This is a genomic window from Pseudarthrobacter sp. NamB4 (assembly GCF_005796185.1).
Classification (GTDB): Bacteria; Actinomycetota; Actinomycetes; order Actinomycetales; family Micrococcaceae; genus Arthrobacter.
On record NZ_VAHM01000010.1, the window covers coordinates 1 to 19,548 of the forward strand.

Consider the following 19,548-nt stretch of genomic DNA (forward strand, 5'->3'; position numbering starts at 1 on the left):
GGGGCGGCCGCGTTTTATAAGGAGTAACTGCCTACGCTGCAGGAGCGATGAAGGCCAGTTCCAGGTTGATGGCAACCTTGTCGCTGACCAGGACGCCGCCGGTCTCGAGGACGGCGTTCCAGGTGAGGCCGAAGTCCTTGCGGCTGATGGTGGTCTCGGCGGAGACGCCAACGCGGGTATTGCCGAACGGGTCCACGGCCACGCCGTTGAACTCGGTTTCCAGGGTGACGGGGCGGGTGACGCCCTTGATGGTCAGGTCGCCCGTCAGTTCGTAGCTGTTGCCCTTGGCCACCAGGCCATTGGAGACGAAGGACATCTCGGGGAACTTCTCCACGTCGAAGAAGTCTTCACCCTTGACGTGCCCGTCGCGGTTGGCGTCGCCGGAGTCGAAGCTGGCGGTCTGGATGGTGGCGTTGATCCTGGAATCGGCCACATCCCCGGCGAGTTCCAGGGTTGCCGCTGCTTCCTTGAACTGGCCGCGGACCTTGCTGATGCCGGCGTGGCGGACGGTGAAACCGATCTCGCTGTGGGAGTTGTCCAGGACCCAGGTGCCGGTGGTGACGTCTGCGGGAAGTGCCATGATGTTGCTCCTTTGGATGGATGACGCTGCGGTACGCTCGTGGTGTTGAAACTTCATCTATTGAAGCCTCAACTAACTGCTACATCTACTATAAACATGCATTTGCATCTTTTGTTCCCGCTCCCGGAACATTTCTTCAAAAACTTCAGTTCTACTTGGTGTAGAAGATTTCGGATCGCACGCCATCTTTGAGAAACTGGTAAACATGCCCCAAGCCACTGTCCATCTGCTCCGCCACGGCGAGGTCCACAATCCTGACGGCGTTCTGTACGGAAGGCTGCCTGAATTCCACCTCTCCGAACTGGGGCAGGAGATGGCCCGGACGCTCGCCGAGCACTTCAGCCGCCGCGCTGCAGCCGGCGCCCGGATCACCTTCCTGGCCGCATCACCGTTGGACCGGGCGCAGGAAACGGCCCGGCCGACGGCGGATGCGCTGCGCCTGCAGATCCACACTGACGTTCGGATCATCGAGGCGGAGAACTACTTCGAGGGGATGAAAGTCACAAAGGCGGAACTCCGCCGCCCCAAGCACTGGCCGCGGCTGGTTAATCCGCTGCGGCCCTCCTGGGGAGAGCCCTACAAGAAGCAGGCGGCCCGGGTCATGGCCGCAGCCCAGGAAGCGCGTTTGCGCGCCATAGAGCTGGCAGCCGGAGACTTTGGGGCGGACGGGCCAGAGGCGATCATGGTGAGCCACCAGCTGCCTATCTGGGCCACACGCCTGAGCGCTGAAGGAAAGCCGCTCTGGCACGATCCGCGGAAACGCGAATGCACCCTGACCTCCATCACGTCGCTGGTGTTCGACGACGACGGCGCGCTCCTGCGCGTGCAGTACAGCGAGCCGGCGGCCTCCCTTCTTCCGGGTGCGGCCAGCACCCCTGGAGCCTAGTTGTGACCCACAGTAACAACACTTCCCGCCGAAGCGTGCTTGCCGCCGGCGGGCTCGCCCTCGCAGCGCTGACCGTGGGCCTCTCCGGGTGCGCCCAGGAGGACGCCCTGGCGCAGCAGGCCAAGGCAGGGGACAACAAGAACTATGTGGCCGGAGACGGGTCCGTGACGGAGTTTGCGGCCGGGGACCGCAAGTCCGCCGTCCAGGTCGAGGGCACGCTGTTCAACGGCACCACGGTTGCGCCAGCCGACTTCCAGGGCAAAGTGACGGTGCTGAACTTTTGGTTCGCTGCCTGCGCCCCCTGCCGGGTGGAAGCTCCCATCCTCGAGGAGCTCCACCAGGAGTTCAAGGACCAGGGCGTGCAGTTCCTCGGCGTCAATCTCCGGGACGAGAAGGCTACCGCCGAGGCCTTCGAAAAGACCTTTAACCTCACGTACCCCAGCTTTGACGACAAGGACGGCAGTGTCCTCCTGTCCGTCTCCGGGCTGGTGCCGCCAGGCGCGGTTCCCACCACCCTGGTCCTGGACAAGCAGGGACGCGTGGCGTCGCGGGTCCTGGGCGAAGTCCAGAAGGGCACCCTGAAGGCCCTTATCGCCGCGGCCGTGGCAGAGTAGCGCGGACCCGTGAACAGCCCCTTTGCCGAAGCCATCCTCAACGGCTCACTCCTGCTTGCCATTCCGGTGGCACTGCTCGCCGGACTGGTCTCCTTCCTGTCCCCCTGCGTGCTGCCCCTGGTTCCCGGCTACCTGGGCTACGTCACCGGGCTCAGCGGAGTGGACCTGCAGAAGCAGAAACGCGGCCGAATGCTGCTGGGGATCGGACTGTTCGTGCTGGGCTTCTCCGTAATCTTCGTCCTCCTGGGCGGGGCATTCGGCCAGCTGGGCACGCTCATTACCGGATCACAGAACGCTTGGATCACCCAGCTGTTGGGCGTCCTGGTGATCGTCATGGGCATCGTGTTCATGGGCGGATTCGGCTGGCTGCAGCGGGACGCCAAGATCCACGCCAAGCCGCCGGCCGGGCTCTGGGGCGCGCCGCTGCTGGGCCTGACGTTCGGTCTGGGGTGGGCGCCGTGCATCGGACCCACGTACTCGGCGGTCCAGCTGCTGAGCCTTTCCGGCGGGTCATCCGCCGCCAAAGGTGCTTTCCTGGCCTTTGTCTACAGCCTGGGCCTGGGGATTCCGTTCCTGCTGATCGCCCTGGCGCTCCGGCGGGGAATGGGCGTGATGGCGTTCTTCCGCAAGCATCGCCTGGCGATCCAGCGCATCGGCGGCGGGATCCTGGTGGTGCTCGGCCTGCTGATGGCCAGCGGACTGTGGGGGACCTGGGTGACGGAATTGCAGTACTGGTTCCAAACCGATGTGAAGTTGCCGATCTGATGAGCGAGCGCGTGAACGTAAAGAAGAAGTCTGCACCGGACGCCGGCACCAAAGTGTTGGAGGCGAAGGTTGACGCTGCGCTGCCCGCCCTGGGACCGAAGGAAATGCTGCGCTGGGCGTGGACCCAGCTGACCAGCATGCGCACGGCTCTCTTCCTGCTGCTCCTCCTGGCCGTCGCCGCTGTTCCGGGCTCCCTGTTCCCGCAGCGCCCGGCCAACCCCGCGGTCGTCACCCAGTACATTAAGGACAACCCGGACTACGGCAGGCTGCTGGATTCCCTCCAGCTGTACGATGTCTACTCCTCGGCCTGGTTCTCCGCCATTTACCTGCTGCTGTTCATTTCCCTGATCGGGTGCGTGGTGCCCCGGGCCATTGCCCACTACAAGGCGATGCACTCCCAGCCGCCGCGCACTCCCCAGCGCCTCTCACGCCTTCCCGAGTACGGCACACTGGTGATTCCCGCCCGTGCCGGCATCCCGGCGTCGGACGCCATCCATGGTGCCGCCCGCCTGCTGAAGAAACGCGGCTACCGGGTGGAGGTGAGGGACGACGGCGGCGCGAGGCCATCTTTGGGAGCCGAGCGCGGCTTCCTGAAGGAAGTTGGAAACCTCGTCTTCCACACGTCGCTCATCGGCGTGCTCGTCTCGGTAGCCGTCGGCGGCCTCTTCGGTTACAGCGGACAGCGCATCCTGGTCGAAGGGGACACCTTCGTGAACACCCTGGTGGGCTACGACCAGTTCAATCCCGGCACCAACTTCCAGTCCAGCCACCTGCAGCCCTACTCCGTCCAGCTGGACAAGTTCGACATCACCTTCGACCGTGAGTCCGAAGGCAAGTTCGGCCAGCCCATCGATTTTTCGGCCGCCGTGACCACCAAGGAAAACCCGGACGCGCCGGCACGCCAGGAGACGCTGAAGGTCAACGATCCCATCACCCTGGGCGGTACCAGCATCTACCTCACCGGCAACGGATACGCCCCGGTAGTGACCATCCGGGACGGTGCGGGCAACGTAGCCATGCAGGGCCCGGTGGTGGCCAAGCTGCAGGGGGACAATTACTACTCCTCAGTGGTGATCAAGGTCCCCGACGCCAAGCCTGACCAGCTCGGTTTCGCCGGCTTCTTCCTGCCCACCGCCTTCGTCACGGATGAAGGGGTTTCCTTCAGCGGCGACCCCGAACTCTTCAACCCGCAGCTGACGCTCAACTCCTACTACGGCGATCTTGGCCTGGACGAGGGATCCCCCCAGAACGTGTTCGAACTGGACGTCCAGGACCTCACGCCGTTGAACGCACGGAACCTCGAGGCCGGCGGCATCACCCTGGCGCCCGGCTCCTCGTACACCCTGCCCGACGGCAAGGGCACCATCAGCTTCGACGGCGTCAAGCGCTACATCGGGGTGGACATCCACCACAATCCGGGCCAGCTCTACGCCCTGATTTTCGCGCTGCTCGCCGTGGCCGGGCTGATCCTTTCCCTTTACGTGAACCGCCGGCGCGTGTGGGTGCGCACCGGCACGCACGAGGACGGGCGGACCATGGTGGAGTACGGACTTCTGGCCCGCGGCGAAGACCACCGGCTCGCCGGCGAAGCCGCCGCCCTGCGGAAGCTGCTGGCCTCCGAATGGCAACTTTCCCAGGACGAGCCTGCAGATGCTTCTTCCCCCACCACCCCAGCAGGCCCCAGCGGGCCCGAAAAGGACCAGTAATGCCTTACGGAATCAACGAAACCATGGGCCAGTACAGCGAGCTCTTCATGCTGCTGGCGGCAGGCACCTACACCGTTGCCTTCATCGCCTTCGCCTGGGACCTGGCCAAGAGCAGCAAGGCGCTGCGCGCGGTTGACCTCAAGGCGGCGCAGGCTGAAGAGGCGGCGCGCGTGTCGGTAGGTGCCGCCGCGGGGAGCCGCGGTGAGTCCGACCTTGCCGGGCCGGCGGACCGGGCTGAACGGCCGTCGTCGTCCGCTGGCAGGGGTGCAGGGGCCGGGGGAGCGGTCACCGCCGACGCCGACATGCGCTATGCAGCCGAGCGGCGCGCTCCTGCCCGGGTTGCCGTGGCCCTGACCATTCTTGGCGCGCTGATCCACGGCGCCGGCGTGGTGACGCGTGCACTGGGTGCCGGACGCGTGCCGTGGGGCAACATGTACGAGTTCCTCACCACCGGCGCCTTCGTGGCTGTTGCCGTGTTCCTGCTGGTGCTGGTCCGCCGCGACCTCCGCTTCCTGGGCACGTTCGTGGTGGGCCTGGCCATCATCATGCTGGTGGCCGCCTCCGTGGCCTACTGGACCCCGGTGGGACACCTGGTTCCCGCCCTGCAGAGCTACTGGCTGATCATCCACGTCTCCATCGCAGTGTTGTCTTCCGCGCTCTTCACCCTGACCTTCGCGATGTCCGCGCTGCAGCTGGTCCAGTCCCACCGGGAAAAAACGGTAGCTGCCGGCGGGACAGACAAGCTCGGCTTCATGCGCCTGGTGCCGTCCGCGCTGAGCCTGGAAAACCTGTCCTACCGCATCAACACCATCGCCTTCATCGGCTGGACCTTCACCCTGATGTTCGGGGCTATCTGGGCGGAGAAAGCCTGGGGCCGGTTCTGGGGCTGGGACACCAAAGAGGTCTGGACCTTCGTTATCTGGGTGGTTTACGCGGGCTACCTCCACGCGCGTGCGACCCGCGGCTGGACGGGCACCCGGGCTGCCTGGCTCTCGATCGTGGGCTACCTTTGCGTGATCTTCAACTTCACCATCGTGAACCAGTTCTTCAACGGGCTGCACTCGTACTCAGGCCTGTAGCAGATTCACACAAAAACCGGAGCTGCACCCGCTGAATAGCAATTCGATGTAGCAATGGGGGTGTTCCCGTTCCCTTGGTGGTGCTACCTTGGTGACGTTCGCCAGTGATGAAGCTTGCAGGCGAGACAACATTCCTGAGGTACCCATGAGCTACGTTCTGGCTATTGACGTCGGGACCAGCTTCACAGCTGCCGCTGTTGCGCGCCATGGAGCTTCTCTCTCCCCGGAGTGCCTGCCGTTGGGACTTCGCGGAACCTCGGTGCCCTCCGTGCTCTTTTACCCGGAGGATGGCCCCCTGCTGGTAGGGGAAGCTGCTGAACGGCGCGGACTCGATTCGCCGGCACGCGTCGTCCGGGAGTTCAAGCGCCGCGTAGGCGATGCGGTGCCAATCTCGGCGGGGACGCTGTCCCTCCCCTCCGAAGACGTCTTCGCCACCATGGCCCGCTGGGTGGCCGACCGCGCCGAAGAGCGGGAGGGTGCGCCGCCGTCGGAAATCATCCTCACCCACCCCGCCGCCTGGGGCATCCACAGGACCTCCCTGGTACAAAGCGCTCTCGCCGCCAAGGGGCTCGAAAACGTTACCCTGCTGACCGAGCCGGAGGCCGCCGCCCTGCATTATGCGTCGCAGGTGCGGGTGGAGGACGGCAGCATCATCGCCGTCTACGACCTCGGCGGCGGAACCTTCGATACCGCGGTCCTGCGCAAAGTTGCCGGTAACCGGTTCGAACTGCTGGGGCCGCCGGAAGGCTTTGAATACATGGGTGGCGCCGACTTTGACGCGGCACTTTTCCGCTACGTGGCTGAGCACACCGGGGGCGCCCTGGCCGGGTTGGAACCCGCCGAACCTGGAGTTCTTGCCGCCCTTGCGCGGCTGCGCCGGGAGTGCGTGGAAGCCAAGGAAGCGCTCTCCGTCGACAGCGAAGCAAACATCTCCGTGCTGCTGCCCGGAATCCAGCAACAGGTCCGCCTGGTCCGGCCCGAATTCGAATCCCTCATCGAGGAATCGGTCCGGGACACCGTGGACGCCCTGGAACAGTCGCTGAAGCAGCTTGAGCTGGAGCCGGCGGACCTCACAGCCGTTCTCCTCATTGGTGGATCCTCAAGAATTCCTCTCGTTGCACAGCTGATCTCAGAGCAGCTTGAGCGGCCCATAGCCGTCGATGCCGACCCGAAGTCATCGATCTGCCTGGGGGCGGCCGTGTCCGCGGTACTGGGACAGAAAACCGCCGCGGACGCGACCACCGCGGCCGGCGGGAACACGGCGGAGAACGGAGCCGCCGCCGTCGTACCTCATCCTTCCGACGAGTCAGCAGGACACCTGCCGCCCCTGCTGCCGAGCTGGTCCCGCAACGGCACCGCGGCGACACGTTCCGTTGCGCCCGCGGCCCGCGGGCCAAGCCGCGGGGGAAGGAACGGGGCACATGCACCGAAACCGAGGGTGCGGCTTACTGCCGTCACGGCCACCGCAGTCCTGTTGACCGCCCTCACCGCCACCGCAGCCCAGAGCCCCGAAGGGTTCAACAGCCTGACCTCCGTATTCGTCCCGCCGGCCGGGGCTTCCAATGACCTGGGAGCCCTCCCGCCCACCGGCGCCGGGGGCGGCACCGGATCGGACGCTGCTGCGGCGGCTGCGGCCGCGGGGGAGGTCGAATTCCCGGCCACAGCAGTCGAGCCGGGGGTGGAGCGGGCAGCTTCTGCTCAAGGGACGGGCTCCCAGGCGGCCCCCGATCCCACCAGCCGGGTATCCTCCATCCGGGCCATCGAGGGGAGCGCCTCGGACGAGCCCTCCGCCGCAGCTGCAGCCGCCGGCCCGGCCACCAGCAGCAGCCCTGCCGCGGAACCTGTCCCAGGGACAGAAGGCACCACGGGCACTCTTGCACCCACTCCTACAGACACGTCACCCACTCCGACAGACACCACGCCCGCCGGCGAAACTTCGTCAAACTCTGCGAGCCCCACAGCTACAGACACGCCTTCCGGCACGCCAAGCCGTGCACATGGCACGCAGACACCTACATCTACAGAAACAGGAACGGCAACTGCGCCGCCGGAATCCGGAGAGCCGTCGTCGTCGATGGCCGGCCGCTCGGATTCGCCGACGTCTTCGTCACTCGGGGCCGACAACTCTGTTACACCCTTGGAGTCCTCGAACTCCGCGACCGTTACGGCCCCGGCCACGACAACAAGTCCGGCGGCCTGAGATGGCGAGCTACCAGCCGCACGCGCAAAAGCCGGTATTCCCTCATCCGGAGCCGAACCACCACGGTCAGGCACGCCAGGGTGCGGAATTCATGGCCAGCCAGCTTAAAGGCGAGAATGCAGCAGTCCGCGAACTGCTGCTGGCGTTGTCAGTGGGTTTTTCCCTGCCAGGACCGCTGCCTTCCGACCTGCAGCGCAAGCTCGACGCCAACGGGGTGGAAAGCCTGGATGCGCTGATACAACGGGCAGAGTCCTCGGGCCTTTTGACTCCTGACGGTACTGTCGTGGGCCCGGCGCAGCACGCGCTGCTCGCTGTCGCCCCCACCACCAAGGTGCACGCGCTCCAGCGGGAGTTGGTAAACGTATACGCCGCGAACGGTCAGCCGCTGGGTGATCTCGCCCGGGACCTGGCCCGTGCCGGCCTCGCAGATCCGCGCGTGGCAGCTGAACTCGAGCAGGCCGGCGACAACGCGCTCGAACGCGATCCCGGCTTGGCCTACCAGCTCTACGATGAGGCACTGCTGGCAGGCAGTGACGACAAAGCCACGGCGGCGCGACGTGCGCAGGCCGCCGCCGCCAGCGGTGACCTTGACACTGCCACCCGGATCGTCGACACCCTGCTGGTGCAGAAGGACCCACCGGACGTCCGCCGTTCCGTGGATGTTGCCGCCGCGGTCTGGGCCCAGCGGGGCATGCTGGCACGTGGGGCCGAGGTCTACAGCTGGCTCGGATCCTCCCGTGTGGGTGCGTCCGCACCTCTTGCTGCCGTAGCCATGATTGGCTGCGGAGACCGGTCCGGCGCCGAAGGCATCTTCCGCGCGGACGCACCGCCCGCATCGCCCACACTGCTCGCGGCCACCCTTGCCCAGATCGGCAAGGGCATCTTCCAGTCGCTTGACGGAAACCCGCACCAGGGCCTGCAGATGCTCATCCACGCTTCAGATATGTTCAACGCGGCCAGGGCTGCACTTCCGCTGCCGGAGATGCCCGCTACGCTGGCGGCACTGATGGCCCTGCACAGCGGCGAGCCAAACCTGGCGGAAACCATCTGCAGGTCTGCCGCAGCCGCTGGCCAGGGCGGCGACACCGCGCAGCCACGACTGTTCCTCCTGCAAGCGTGGTCGGCGATGATGCAGGACAGGCTCGAGGACGCCCGGCTCGCCATCAATGAGGCATCAAAGGCAAACCACTGGCCCCTGGTGCCGCGTGACGAGTTCCTGTGTTCTGCCCTGGAAGTGGGCCTCGCCCGGCGTAACGGTGACTTTCCTGAACTCATCAAGGCATGGGAGCGGGCTCGTGAAGCGATGCTGCACACGGCAGTTGACCTCTACAGCCTCCTGCCATGGGGCGAACTCATGATCGCGGCCGCCCGCCTTCGGGAGAACCGCAGGGTGGCTCCCTACCTTCAGGAGGCATGGGACCTGCTGGAGCGCTTGGGAAACCCGCCCTTGTGGGCCGTGCCGTTCCATTGGTCCGCAGTCCAGGCGGCCCTGTTGAACGAAAGCCCCGCCGAACTGGCACCCCATGCAGCGGCACTGGCACGGGCCGCAGGGCAAAGCCATCTCGCAGCCGTACTGGCCTCAGCCGGCAAAGCCTGGGTCACTGTTCTGGCGGAGAGGTTCCATCCCGATGATGTCGAGGCGGCGGCAAGGGGCCTGGGCGGGGTGGGAATGCCCTGGGAAGGGGCCAGGCTTGCCGGGCACGCCGCAGCCCGCGCACACGAACGCAAGGACATGGTGCGCCTGCTGTCCTGCGCCCGCGACCTCCATCCGCAGGCGAGCCCGGGCGGCTCGGGAACGCCCCCGTCGCCTGAATCCCACAGTGCTCCCCCCGCTGAAACGGGTAACGGCATCCACCCGGACGGCGCAGGCCTGAGCGAGCGGGAGAAGGAAGTGGCCAGGCTGGTGCTGGACGGCAAAACATACCGGGAAATCGGCGAAGCCATTTATATCTCCCCCCGCACCGCTGAGCACCACATTGCCCGGATGCGCCGCCGGCTCGGCGCGGAGAACCGGTCTGACCTGATGGCCAAGCTGCGCCTTGCCCTGGGCCCGGAAGACCAGTCCCATGACTAGTCCCCCTAACACCCCTAACAGAGCCCATGATGGTTCCCCACAAGGGGCGCTGCCGGTACGGGGGACCCGCCCGATGCCGGAGCCCCGGCAGGAACACTACCTTTGGTGCAAGTCAGCATCAGGACCGGGGAACTGCACAAGAGAAGATTTGAGGGCCAGCACATGACAGTCGCAAAGGACGTCGTCCAGTTCCTGATGAACATCTTCGGAGACCGCCAGGCTGCGCAGGAGTTCCTGGACAATCCCGAAGGCGTGCTGCGGGACCACGGACTGGGCGGTCTGAGCTCCGCGGACGTTGACGCGGCCATGCCTGTGGTCCTGGACTACGCCCCCGTCAACGTCAATGCCTCCACCTTCGACAAAGTCTTAAACACCGGTGGCAGTAGCGGAGGCGGCGGCCCTCATGACGACCATGGACACGCGGTGGAACAACTTGCCCAGGTAGTGGCCAACTACTCCTACCCCTCCACTGCCGATGACCGCGCCGCCGTGCTGGACCAACCACCGGCCCATAACATCTGGGCAGAGGGCGATGTTGAGCAGTGGTTCGACAACGATGCCGTTTTCGCAGGCCCTGCCGCAGGTGCCACCCCGGAGATGAGCTTCGCTGACATCCGCATCGACCACCTCTTTGACCTTGACGCCGGCACCGAAGCCGGGGTGGAGGAAACGGTCCCTGGGTCCTCCCCAGGCAATTCCTCCGAGGATGCCCTCAGCCACCTGGTGGCCACGGATACCATCGAGGAGACCATCCTGGGCGCCGATGACGTTGAGTTCGGCTTGACCGGAGACGAATCGGGCACCATTGACGCAGAAGATGACGCCGACGACGCTGGCGGGGAGGCGGCAGACTACCTGGAGTTTGGTGCCTAGCCGCCGGACCTGTCGTGGTAAGAATTTGAGGCTCAGTGCGGAGGGCAGGCTGTGGCAGAAGCAGGACCGGCGACGCCGGCATCACCGGCAACGGCCGGGCAGCTGATCCAGCTCGTGGAGCACGGCCTCCAGCTCGTCCGTACCAGAGACCGGGAGGATCTCCGAAAACGCCTGGACCTCACGTTGGGAAGGCTTAAGGATCCGAGTATCCGGGTCATCGTGGCGGGTGAGTTCAAGCAAGGCAAGAGCAAGTTCATCAATGCCCTGGTGGGTGCACCGGTATGCCCGGTTGACGACGACATTGCCACTTCCGTGCCCACCGTGGTCCGGTACGGGGACCCGGCCTCGGCTCTGATTCTGGTTCCCACGGCCGATGTAGACGGCGGCAATGAGACCAGGGTTGACCGCCAGCCGGTCCCCATCGCCGACCTTCCGGCCTATGTTTCCGAGCAGGGAAATCCCGGGAACAGCAAGAAGCTCCTCGCAGCGGAGATCAGCCTTCCCCGGAAGGTCCTGGCCGGCGGGCTCACCGTCATCGACTCACCCGGGGTGGGTGGCTTGGGGTCTGCACACACACTGGCCACCCTCGCGGCACTGCCCACCGCGGACGCAATGCTCCTGCTGTCGGACGCGTCGCAGGAATACACCGAACCGGAGCTTCGTTTCCTCCGCCAGGCCATGCGGATCACCCCGAACGTCGTAGCTGTCCTGACCAAGACCGACCTCTACCCCGACTGGCGTCGGGTAGAGGAGATTGACCGTGCCCACCTCAACGAGTTCGGGTCCGATATCCCACTTTATGCCGTCTCCTCGGACCTGCGCCTTGAAGCTGCCCGGCTGCAGGACGGCGAGCTGAACGAGGAATCGGGCTTTCCTGCCTTGATTACCCACCTTCGTACCCGGATTGTGGGCGGGGCGCAGCGACTCCAGGGCCGTTCTGTCAGCCAGGACCTTCTCACTGTCTGCGAAAACCTTGGCCTTTCCCTCCAATCCGAGCTTGAAGCACTCGAAAACCCTGAAGGCACGCCGCAGATAATTGCGCAGCTCGAACTGGCAAGGGCGGAGGCCGACGACCTGCGCAAGCGGTCTGCACGCTGGCAGATCACGCTCAACGACGGTATCAGCGACCTCATCGCCGACATGGAATACGAGCTCCGCAATGGCCTCCGGCGCATCCAGCGTGAAGCCGAAGCCGCCATTGACGAGGGGGACCCGGGAGCTGCCTGGACCGATTTTTCCAGGTGGCTTGAGGTATCCACCGCCGCCGCCATCTCTGACACCTTCATCCTGACCAGTGAACGGGCGCAGTGGCTGGCTGCCCAGGTTGCTGATCATTTCACCGCGGATGAGGTGAGGCTGCCGGCGATGCACCTTTCCGACACTGCCGACGTGTTGGATCCTGTGGACGCGATGCCAGGGGTGGACGCCGGACACATCAACCCGGTGCAAAAGGTGCTGATCGGTATGCGTGGTTCCTATGGGGGCGTACTGATGTTCGGGCTTCTGACAGGCATTTTCGGCATGGCACTGATCAACCCGCTTTCCCTGGGTGCCGGCGTCCTGCTGGGGCGCAGGGCCTACCGGGAGGACAAGGAAGCACGGCTCAAACGCCGGCAGGGGGAAGCGAAGGCCCTGGTCCGGCGGCAGCTCGACGACGTTTCGTTCCAGGTGGGTAAGCAGCTGAAGGACCGGCTGAGGCTGGTGCAACGCTCCATCCGCGACCACTTCACGGAAATAGCGGACGAACATCACCGTTCCCTGGCCGACTCGGTGTCCGCAGCGCAGAAAGCTGCCAATACCTACGCCCTGGAAAAAACCGCCCGCATCAAGGACATCAAGGCGGAGCTCAAGAAGGTGGATGCACTCCGTCGGGCTGCCGAAGCAGTTGCTGCGGAGGCGGCGCGTGAGGGAATCAGGGCTTCGGCAGGTGGTCCACCATGACCGCTTCAACAGTTGCCGGTGCAGCCGGGCTGGTTCAGGAGGCATTGGAAACCTATGCCGATGATCCGGCAACTTCCGCCAAACTCCAGGGAATGGCACGGCGGCTCGCGGAGCCGCTGCGCATTGCCATCGCCGGCATGGTGAAGGCCGGCAAATCCACGCTGCTGAACGCCATTATCGGCGAGGAGATCGCTCCCACTGATACACGGGAGTGCACCCGGATCATCACCTGGTACCGGCACGGACACACACCCCGCATCACCCTGTACCCCAAGAACGGCAACCCGCGGACCTTGCCGGTCAAACGCGTGGATGGACGCCTGGTGTTCGTGCTCGGCGATGTGGCGGCGGCCGACGTGGACCGGTTGGAGGTGGAGTGGCCGTCCCCGGCGCTGCGGAACATGACCCTGATCGATACTCCCGGCATCGCTTCCCTGTCCCACGATGTCTCCGCCCGCTCCACCGCCTTCCTTGCTCCGGCGGATACCCACTCTGAAGCGGACGCCGTCATCTACCTGATGCGCCACATGCACGCAGCCGACCTCCGGTTCCTCGAATCCTTCCGGGACACCGAAGCGGGACGCTCAGGCACGGTTAACGCAATCGCCGTGCTCTCTCGGGCGGATGAGGTAGGCGGAGGCCGCATCGATTCCCTGCTGTCTGCCGGAGAGATCGCGGACAGGTACCGGCGTGACCATAACCTGCGGAGACTCGCCTTGGGCGTGGTGCCGGTGGCAGGGCTCCTGGCCCAGAGCGCCCGGACGATGCGCCAGCAGGACTTCGAGGCTCTTCAACTGCTCGCCGGTATGGCCCGCGGGGACCGCGAGAAGGCGCTGCTTTCGGCCGACAGGTTCATCCGCTCCACCGGTCCGGAAGGGCTGACGGCGGAAGTCAAAGCCGCATTGCTCGCAAGGTATGGGCTGTTTGGTATCCGGCTGGCTGTAGTCCTGATCCCCAACGGATTCAGCGAACCCACCCCACTGGCCCACGAGCTCGCCAGGCGCAGTGGCCTGGATCCCTTGCTGGACCTGCTGGGCCGCCAGTTCCAGGCACGTGCAGAAGCACTGAAGGCACGGACCGCCCTGGTGGGGGTGGAATCCCTGCTGCGCACTTCGCCACGTCCGGGGACGGAGCACCTGGCCGCGTCTCTGGAACGGCTGCAGGCCAACGCCCACGAGTTCCGCGAACTACGGTTGCTGGCTACTCTCCGCACCAGGGGCGTGCCGCTCAGCCCTGAACTGGCTGCCGAGGCCGAGGCCTTGATCGGAGGGCGGGGCGCTGCAGCCCACATGCGGTTGGGGCTGGAAACGGATGCGAGTTCCAACGAAATTGCCGACGAAGCACGCCGCTGCCTGCTCCGGTGGCGCGCCCTGGCCGAGAACCCGCTGACAGACCGCGCAGCCCTGGACGCCTGCCGGGTTGTCATCCGCAGTTGCGAAGGCCTGGTGGCAGAGTCGTTCGCCCGGCAGCGCCTACCGGCGTAGCCGCGGTCCCGCCACGGCCGCAATGAGTCCGGAATCTATTTCAGGCCGTCGGTATCGTGTTCGTCGGTCTCATGCTTGTCCTTGCCGCCGTCGTCGTCCTTTGCTTTGGCATCAAGTTCATCCTTGAGCTTTTTCAGCCGTGCTGCCTCGGCTTCCTTGCGGCGCCGGATTTCAAGGTTGCGGAGGAATTCGGGATCGTCGTCGGGGGCAGTGGGACCCCGGTGGTTCTGGCGCTGCGGGGGAGTGCCCCGTGGCCGGCCAATCAGGAGCCACAAGATAGCGCCGACAACCGGCAGCACGATCATGACCACGATCCAGGCGGGTTTGGAAATCCCTCGCGTAAGGCGCCCGTCGGTGCGGATCACGTCCACGAGGCCATACACGAAGATGACGAGGACTGCCACGGCCAAAGCCACACGGAGGAGCATGCCATTAAGTCTATCGTCAGCGGGCGCAGGGGCCCCGGGCGGGAAGCGGCTAAACTTGAATGTGGCCTTTTTGAAATATTCCCTGATCCGCCTGGCTCTGTTTGCGCCCCTGTTCGTGCTATTCACCTTCCTGGGCCTGGGCGCCCTGATGTCCGTGATCTGTGCAGCCCTGATTGCGTTCGCCGTCAGCTACCTGTTCTTCCAGAAGCAGCGGGATGAAGCAGCGGCCGCCCTGCACCACCGTTTCTCCGGCAAGGCGAAGCCGCTCCGCTCCGCCGGCGAGGTCCAGGATGCGCACGCGGAGGACGCACTGCTGGATGCCAACCCGGACGTGACCATCAGCAACGACGTGAAGGACCGCAAGAGGGCCTGAGCGGCTCCGGCAACCAGTCCCGGAACGTCCGGCAACGCCACTAGAAACCGTGGCTAAGCACCAGTCCCAGTGAAAACAGCAGGCTGTAGCCGAGGTTGATGAGCCCGGTTTGTTTCAGGACCGGGATGAGGCTCTTGCGCTTGCGCCCGTTGATCATCAGCCAGGCAGGCATAAGGCAGGCCGGAATCAGCAGGAGCACAATCAGCATCCATGGCCGGCCGGGGGCCAGGACTACCACCAGCAGGATGGCCACCGCCAACATCAGCACATAGCTTTCCCGGGCATGCTTGTCGCCCAGGCGGACGGCAAGCGTCTTCTTGCCCGCCTGCGTGTCCGTGGGGATGTCCCGGACGTTGTTGGCCATGAGCAGGGCCGTGGCGATGAGTCCGGTGCCGATGGCGCCAATGATGGCGGGCAGGTTGATTTGTCCGGCCTGGGTATAGGTGGTGCCCAGGGTGGCCACCAGCCCGAAGAACACGAACACGAAAACGTCACCCAGGCCCATGTACCCGTACGGGTTCTTGCCCCCCGTGTAGCCCCACGCAGCCATCACGCAGCCCAGTCCCACCAGGATCAGCCACCAACTCTGGGTGATGATCACCAGGATCAGCCCGAACGCCATGGCTGCGGCGAAGGCGCCAAACGCAGCGCGCTTGACGTGTTCGGGGCTTGCCGCGCCGGATCCCACCAGCCGCAGCGGGCCCACGCGGTCGTCGTCCGTGCCGCGGATGCCGTCGGAATAGTCGTTCGCGAAGTTCACGCCCACCTGCAGCAGGAGTGCCACCAGCGCCGCGAGGATGGCGTTGGGCAGAAGGAACGAATCCATCTCATAGGCGGCGGCGGAGCCGATCAGCACCGGCGCAATCGCTGCGGGCAGCGTCCGGAGTCGGGCGCCTTGGATCCATTGTGCGGCTGTGGCCACGGTCAGTACCTCGCGTGTGGTTGGGGAAGTCGGCAGGGGGACCCTGCCGGGTGGTGCAGGTCTACTTTACTTTCCGCCGTGCAGGGCATTGAGCTCGGCGGTCATCGCCAGCCGGTCGGGTTTGCCGTTGGGAAGCATCAACAGGGCAGGTGCCGCGAGGACTGTTTTGGGGGCAAGGATTCCCAGCGTGTGGCGCCATTCCCGTTCAAGCACGACGGCGGGGTCCCCGCCTTCCGCGTCCCGTCCGGCCCCAGCGAGGGGCGCCGGGAGGGACGCCGCGAGGGAGGCGTGCGGGGCCAACGCCACGTATGCGGCCAGGGCCTGGCCCCATTCCGCTGAAGGGACTCCTGCCACGAAAGCTGCCGCGACGGCATCGGATTTTTCCAGTTCTTCCTGCACGTGCGCCGCGGATACTTTCAGCCCGCCGGTGATGATCACATCGTCCGCCCTGCCCAGCACGGTGAGCCGGCCGTCGTCGTCGATGCTGCCGATATCGCTGGTGCGGTACCAGCGCACTCCGTCCTCCTCAAAGAACGTGGCGCCGTCCTGGTCGGGCGCGTCCAGGTAGCCGGCGGCGATCGTGTCGCCGCCGAGCAGGATCCGGCCGTCGTCGGCAACGCGGACCGAGACCCCTTCCAGCGGGTAACCGTCGTAGATGCACCCGCCGGAGGACTCGGCGGAACCATAGGTGGTGACCACCCGGACACCGGCCTCGCGGGCTGCTGCCAACAGGGAAGCCGGGGCGGGCGCGCCACCCAGCAAAACGGCGTTAAAGCGGCGGAGCACCGCCAGCGTGTCCGGGGAGGGTTCGTCCAGGAGGCGCTGCAGCTGGGTGGGAACCAGGGACGTGAAGCGGATCTTGTCCGTCAGTTCGAGCGCCGCCGCGGTGAAGGCCTCCGGAGTGAACCCGCCGGACATGTCCATCACCCAGGGGCGGGTGCCCGCGAACAGCGAACGCACCAGGACCTGGATCCCGGCGACGTACTGGACGGGCAGGGCCAGGAGCCACTGCCCCTCACCTTTGAGCGCCAAAGCGGTGGCCATGGAAGAGGCTGCCAGCGACTCCACCGTCAGCACCGTGGCCTTGGGGGTGCCGGTGGAGCCGGAGGTGCGGACCACGGCCACGGCGTCGTCGCAGCCCGGAGTTTCCAGGTGTCCCACCACCAGGGCGCCGTCCTCACCGATGGAAAGTTCGACGGCGGGTCCCTCGCCATGGAGGGCTGCCGCGAGGGCCTTGAGTGCGGGTTCAATGTTGAGGGGACCGCCGGTGGGCGTTGTGCTGTTCATGTGCCGCTCCTGCCTTAGAAGTAGTGCGGGAAGCTGGACCAGTCGGGGTCGCGTTTTTGCAGGAAGGCTTCCTTGCCCTCCACCGCCTCGTCCGTCATGTACGCCAGCCGGGTGGCTTCACCGGCGAACACCTGCTGCCCGGCCAGCCCGTCGTCGGCCAGGTTGAAGGCGAACTTCAGCATTCGAATGGCCTGCGGAGACTGGCGGGCGATATCGGCGGCGTACTCCAGGGCAACCTCCTCGAGGCGTTCGTGGTTCACAGCCTCGTTCACTGCGCCCATCCGGACCATGTCCTCTGCGGAATATTCGCGGGCCAGGAAGAAGATCTCGCGTGCTGCCTTCTGCCCGATCTGCCGGGCCAGCAGGGCCGAGCCGTAGCCGGCGTCGAAGCTTCCCACGGTGGCGTCCGTCTGCTTGAACTTCCCGTGCTGGCGGGAGGCGATGGTGAGGTCCGCCACCACGTGCAGGGAGTGCCCGCCGCCGGCTGCCCAGCCGTTGACGACGGCGATGACCACCTTGGGCATGGTCCGCATCAGCCGCTGGACTTCCAGGATGTGCAGCCGGCCGGCCCGGGCGGGGTCGATGGTTTCCTGGGTGTCGCCATCGGCATATTTGTAGCCGTCCCTGCCGCGGATCCGCTGGTCACCGCCGGAGCAGAAGGAATGGCCGCCGTCTTTGGGGGAGGGGCCGTTGCCGGTGAGCAGCACAGTGGCCACGTCCGGGGACATCCGGGCGTGGTCCATGGCGCGGTACAGCTCATCAACGGTGCCCGGCCGGAAGGCGTTACGGACCTCCGGGCGGTTGAAAGCGATTCGGACGGTGGGCAGGTCCCGCACCCATCCGCCGTCGGAATCCCGCTCCACCTGCCGGTGATAGGTCATGTCCTGGAAGTCCTCAAAGCCGGCCACAACACGCCAGCGGGTGGGGTCGAAGACATCGGACACCAGGGCGGGAATCTGTTTGCTCACCGTCCAAGTCTAGTAATCGGGGTCAGCTGATGCAGAACTCGTTGCCCTCGGGGTCCGCCATCGTGTGCCAGGAGTGCGGTCCCTGGTTGGCCGTCCAAAGGAAGGTGGCGCCGCGGGCCTCCAGTTCCCGGCGCACGTGATCTTTGTCCCGGCCGGCCAGGTTCACGTCCCAGTGAACCCGGTTCTTGACCCTCTTCGCTTCGGGTGCGGTCTGGAAAAGAAGGCGCCGGGCAGGGGTTTTTGTGTCCAGCTCCTCGGGCGGGCGGATGGCGCAGCCGTCGCGCCACACCAGCTTGCCGCTGTGGGTCATCGTCTGGTCCGCGGTGGCGAAGCCCCGGTCGATCATGGACCGGATGAAGCTTTCATCCTGCGGCTCCACTGCCCACCCGAGGGTCTCAGCCCACCAGTCAGCCAGCTGGTGCGGTTCCCTGCAGTCAATCACGATCTGTATGTTCAGTCCCATCCGAGCAGGGTACGGTGGCAGGCGCTTCTCCGGTAGGTCATTGAGACGCCTGGGCAGTAGATGCAGTAGCTGTTCTAAGGCTGGACCTGCTGGAGCTGTTCGAAGACCTCCGGGGGAATGGCGTAAATAAACACCACGGCCAGCAGGTTCTTCGCGGCGTGTACGAAGTAGGCGAACATCAGGTTCTTCCCGGTCCACACGTATACGAAGACCAGCGTGGCGCCCATGGCCAGGTAGGGGAGCAGTGCGGCGAACGTGATCGCTTCCTGGCCCACAATGTGCAGGGCCGCGAACAGGACCACTGACAGGACACAGCAGATCCAGATGTTCACCCGCCGGCTCATTTTGCCGATCAGCAGGTGGCGGAAGATGTACTCCTCCACGAACGGTCCCACCACCACCAGCAGCGGAACCATGAGCCAGGCGGGCACCTGCTGCATGAGCTCCTGCAGCCCCGCCTGGTTGGCGGAGGTCTGGGCTTCGCCGCTGGCCGCCACCACCACGGCCGTCAGGATCATCATGGCAATGACAGCCGCGGGCACCATCAGCACGGTGAACCAGGGCCGTGTGGCCAGCACCTTCAGGTCACGGCCCACCACCTTCCGTGCGGCCACCAGCGCCAGTATGCCCACTGAGGCATAGAAGAGGAGGTTCACGGCGTAGGAGGCAGCAGCCGGGGTAGGAGCGATCTGGCGGAGGAACGGTGCCAGGACTTCCCCCGCGACGGCAAAGAACCCTGCGATGGCCACATACGTCAGCAGGGTGGCGAAATCCAGGGGAGTGAAGCGGTACAGCTGTGGCTGCGGGGCAGGGGGCAGTCGGTGGGCGGTAGCCATATCTTCAGCCTAACCCCGGCTGGGAGGGTGGCGGATTGCTGGCGAAAACGGGCTTCCCCTAGAATGTTC

Annotated in this window: 18 protein-coding genes; 11 read left to right on the forward strand and 7 right to left on the reverse strand. The window is 65.6% G+C overall.

Annotation, left to right across the window (positions count from 1 at the left end; all coding sequences use genetic code 11):
* Positions 1 to 31: 31 nt before the first annotated feature.
* A complete protein-coding gene (locus tag FDW81_RS10805) occupies positions 32 to 580 on the reverse strand; it encodes a YceI family protein (RefSeq protein ID WP_138134196.1) in 549 nt (182 codons plus the stop codon).
* A gap of 205 nt (positions 581 to 785) precedes the next feature.
* Between FDW81_RS10805 and FDW81_RS10810 the strand changes: the two genes are divergently transcribed.
* The 10 genes from FDW81_RS10810 to FDW81_RS10855 all read left to right on the forward strand — a co-directional run bounded on the left by FDW81_RS10810 (position 786) and on the right by FDW81_RS10855 (position 14,202).
* Positions 786 to 1,466, forward strand: a complete 681-nt coding sequence (locus FDW81_RS10810) for a histidine phosphatase family protein (RefSeq protein ID WP_138134197.1) — start codon at positions 786 to 788, stop codon at positions 1,464 to 1,466.
* A gap of 2 nt (positions 1,467 to 1,468) precedes the next feature.
* The gene (locus FDW81_RS10815; protein WP_171027179.1) at positions 1,469 to 2,080 is read left to right on the forward strand and encodes a TlpA disulfide reductase family protein; all 612 of its coding nucleotides are present in this window, start codon (positions 1,469 to 1,471) and stop codon (positions 2,078 to 2,080) included.
* Positions 2,081 to 2,089: 9 nt separating this feature from the next.
* Complete coding sequence (locus FDW81_RS10820) at positions 2,090 to 2,845, forward strand: cytochrome c biogenesis CcdA family protein (protein ID WP_138134198.1); 756 nt, start codon at positions 2,090 to 2,092, stop codon at positions 2,843 to 2,845.
* Positions 2,845 to 4,551, forward strand: coding sequence for a cytochrome c biogenesis protein ResB (locus FDW81_RS10825; RefSeq protein ID WP_138134199.1), 1,707 nt, complete (start codon positions 2,845 to 2,847; stop codon positions 4,549 to 4,551). The genes FDW81_RS10820 and FDW81_RS10825 overlap by 1 nt, the downstream gene beginning before the upstream one ends.
* Entirely contained in the window at positions 4,551 to 5,630 is a 1,080-nt protein-coding gene (gene ccsB, locus FDW81_RS10830; protein ID WP_138134200.1) for a c-type cytochrome biogenesis protein CcsB, read from the forward strand. The genes FDW81_RS10825 and ccsB overlap by 1 nt, the downstream gene beginning before the upstream one ends.
* Before the next feature lie 145 nt (positions 5,631 to 5,775).
* Complete coding sequence (locus FDW81_RS10835) at positions 5,776 to 7,830, forward strand: Hsp70 family protein (protein ID WP_138134201.1); 2,055 nt, start codon at positions 5,776 to 5,778, stop codon at positions 7,828 to 7,830.
* Position 7,831: 1 nt separating this feature from the next.
* Positions 7,832 to 9,904 (forward strand): LuxR family transcriptional regulator, encoded by a 2,073-nt coding sequence (locus FDW81_RS10840; RefSeq protein ID WP_138134202.1) that lies wholly within the window; start codon positions 7,832 to 7,834, stop codon positions 9,902 to 9,904.
* A 162-nt stretch (positions 9,905 to 10,066) separates the two neighbouring features.
* Positions 10,067 to 10,777: an IniB N-terminal domain-containing protein gene (locus FDW81_RS18215; RefSeq protein ID WP_205754613.1), complete on the forward strand. Its 711-nt coding sequence runs from the start codon at positions 10,067 to 10,069 to the stop codon at positions 10,775 to 10,777.
* Positions 10,778 to 10,828: 51 nt separating this feature from the next.
* Positions 10,829 to 12,718, forward strand: coding sequence for a dynamin family protein (locus FDW81_RS10850; RefSeq protein ID WP_138134203.1), 1,890 nt, complete (start codon positions 10,829 to 10,831; stop codon positions 12,716 to 12,718).
* Positions 12,715 to 14,202, forward strand: a complete 1,488-nt coding sequence (locus FDW81_RS10855) for a dynamin family protein (RefSeq protein WP_138134204.1) — start codon at positions 12,715 to 12,717, stop codon at positions 14,200 to 14,202. Before FDW81_RS10850 ends, FDW81_RS10855 begins: the two co-directional genes overlap by 4 nt.
* A gap of 35 nt (positions 14,203 to 14,237) precedes the next feature.
* On the opposite strand, the gene FDW81_RS10860 is transcribed toward FDW81_RS10855, so the two are convergent.
* On the reverse strand, positions 14,238 to 14,630 hold the full coding sequence (locus FDW81_RS10860) for a PLD nuclease N-terminal domain-containing protein (protein ID WP_138134205.1): 393 nt from the start codon (positions 14,628 to 14,630) through the stop codon (positions 14,238 to 14,240).
* A 61-nt stretch (positions 14,631 to 14,691) separates the two neighbouring features.
* On the opposite strand from FDW81_RS10860, the gene FDW81_RS10865 reads away from it, so the two are divergent.
* Entirely contained in the window at positions 14,692 to 15,003 is a 312-nt protein-coding gene (locus tag FDW81_RS10865; RefSeq protein WP_138134206.1) for a DUF4229 domain-containing protein, read from the forward strand.
* Between the two features lie 40 nt (positions 15,004 to 15,043).
* On the opposite strand, the gene FDW81_RS10870 is transcribed toward FDW81_RS10865, so the two are convergent.
* From FDW81_RS10870 to FDW81_RS10890, 5 genes are all read right to left on the reverse strand, one after another.
* A complete protein-coding gene (locus FDW81_RS10870) occupies positions 15,044 to 15,925 on the reverse strand; it encodes a 1,4-dihydroxy-2-naphthoate polyprenyltransferase (protein ID WP_138134207.1) in 882 nt (293 codons plus the stop codon).
* A gap of 66 nt (positions 15,926 to 15,991) precedes the next feature.
* Positions 15,992 to 17,212, reverse strand: coding sequence for an AMP-binding protein (locus FDW81_RS10875; RefSeq protein WP_138134208.1), 1,221 nt, complete (start codon positions 17,210 to 17,212; stop codon positions 15,992 to 15,994).
* Between the two features lie 14 nt (positions 17,213 to 17,226).
* A complete protein-coding gene (locus FDW81_RS10880; protein ID WP_138134209.1) occupies positions 17,227 to 18,180 on the reverse strand; it encodes a 1,4-dihydroxy-2-naphthoyl-CoA synthase in 954 nt (317 codons plus the stop codon).
* A gap of 22 nt (positions 18,181 to 18,202) precedes the next feature.
* Positions 18,203 to 18,643, reverse strand: a complete 441-nt coding sequence (locus FDW81_RS10885) for a VOC family protein (protein WP_138134210.1) — start codon at positions 18,641 to 18,643, stop codon at positions 18,203 to 18,205.
* A gap of 74 nt (positions 18,644 to 18,717) precedes the next feature.
* Positions 18,718 to 19,479 (reverse strand): CPBP family intramembrane glutamic endopeptidase, encoded by a 762-nt coding sequence (locus tag FDW81_RS10890; protein ID WP_138134211.1) that lies wholly within the window; start codon positions 19,477 to 19,479, stop codon positions 18,718 to 18,720.
* Positions 19,480 to 19,548 lie beyond the last annotated feature (69 nt).

Bases quoted from the DNA above. Each gene is read 5' to 3' on its own strand.
- FDW81_RS10805 (WP_138134196.1), bottom strand. From the start codon at position 580: ATGGCACTTCCCGCAGACGTCACCACCGGCACCTGGGTCCTGGACAAC.
- FDW81_RS10810 (WP_138134197.1), top strand. From the start codon at position 786: ATGCCCCAAGCCACTGTCCATCTGCTCCGCCACGGCGAGGTCCACAAT.
- FDW81_RS10825 (WP_138134199.1), top strand. From the start codon at position 2,845: ATGAGCGAGCGCGTGAACGTAAAGAAGAAGTCTGCACCGGACGCCGGC.
- ccsB (WP_138134200.1), top strand. From the start codon at position 4,551: ATGCCTTACGGAATCAACGAAACCATGGGCCAGTACAGCGAGCTCTTC.
- FDW81_RS10835 (WP_138134201.1), top strand. From the start codon at position 5,776: ATGAGCTACGTTCTGGCTATTGACGTCGGGACCAGCTTCACAGCTGCC.
- FDW81_RS10840 (WP_138134202.1), top strand. From the start codon at position 7,832: ATGGCGAGCTACCAGCCGCACGCGCAAAAGCCGGTATTCCCTCATCCG.
- FDW81_RS18215 (WP_205754613.1), top strand. From the start codon at position 10,067: ATGACAGTCGCAAAGGACGTCGTCCAGTTCCTGATGAACATCTTCGGA.
- FDW81_RS10855 (WP_138134204.1), top strand. From the start codon at position 12,715: ATGACCGCTTCAACAGTTGCCGGTGCAGCCGGGCTGGTTCAGGAGGCA.
- FDW81_RS10860 (WP_138134205.1), bottom strand. From the start codon at position 14,630: ATGCTCCTCCGTGTGGCTTTGGCCGTGGCAGTCCTCGTCATCTTCGTG.
- FDW81_RS10875 (WP_138134208.1), bottom strand. From the start codon at position 17,212: ATGAACAGCACAACGCCCACCGGCGGTCCCCTCAACATTGAACCCGCA.
- FDW81_RS10885 (WP_138134210.1), bottom strand. From the start codon at position 18,643: ATGGGACTGAACATACAGATCGTGATTGACTGCAGGGAACCGCACCAG.
- FDW81_RS10890 (WP_138134211.1), bottom strand. From the start codon at position 19,479: ATGGCTACCGCCCACCGACTGCCCCCTGCCCCGCAGCCACAGCTGTAC.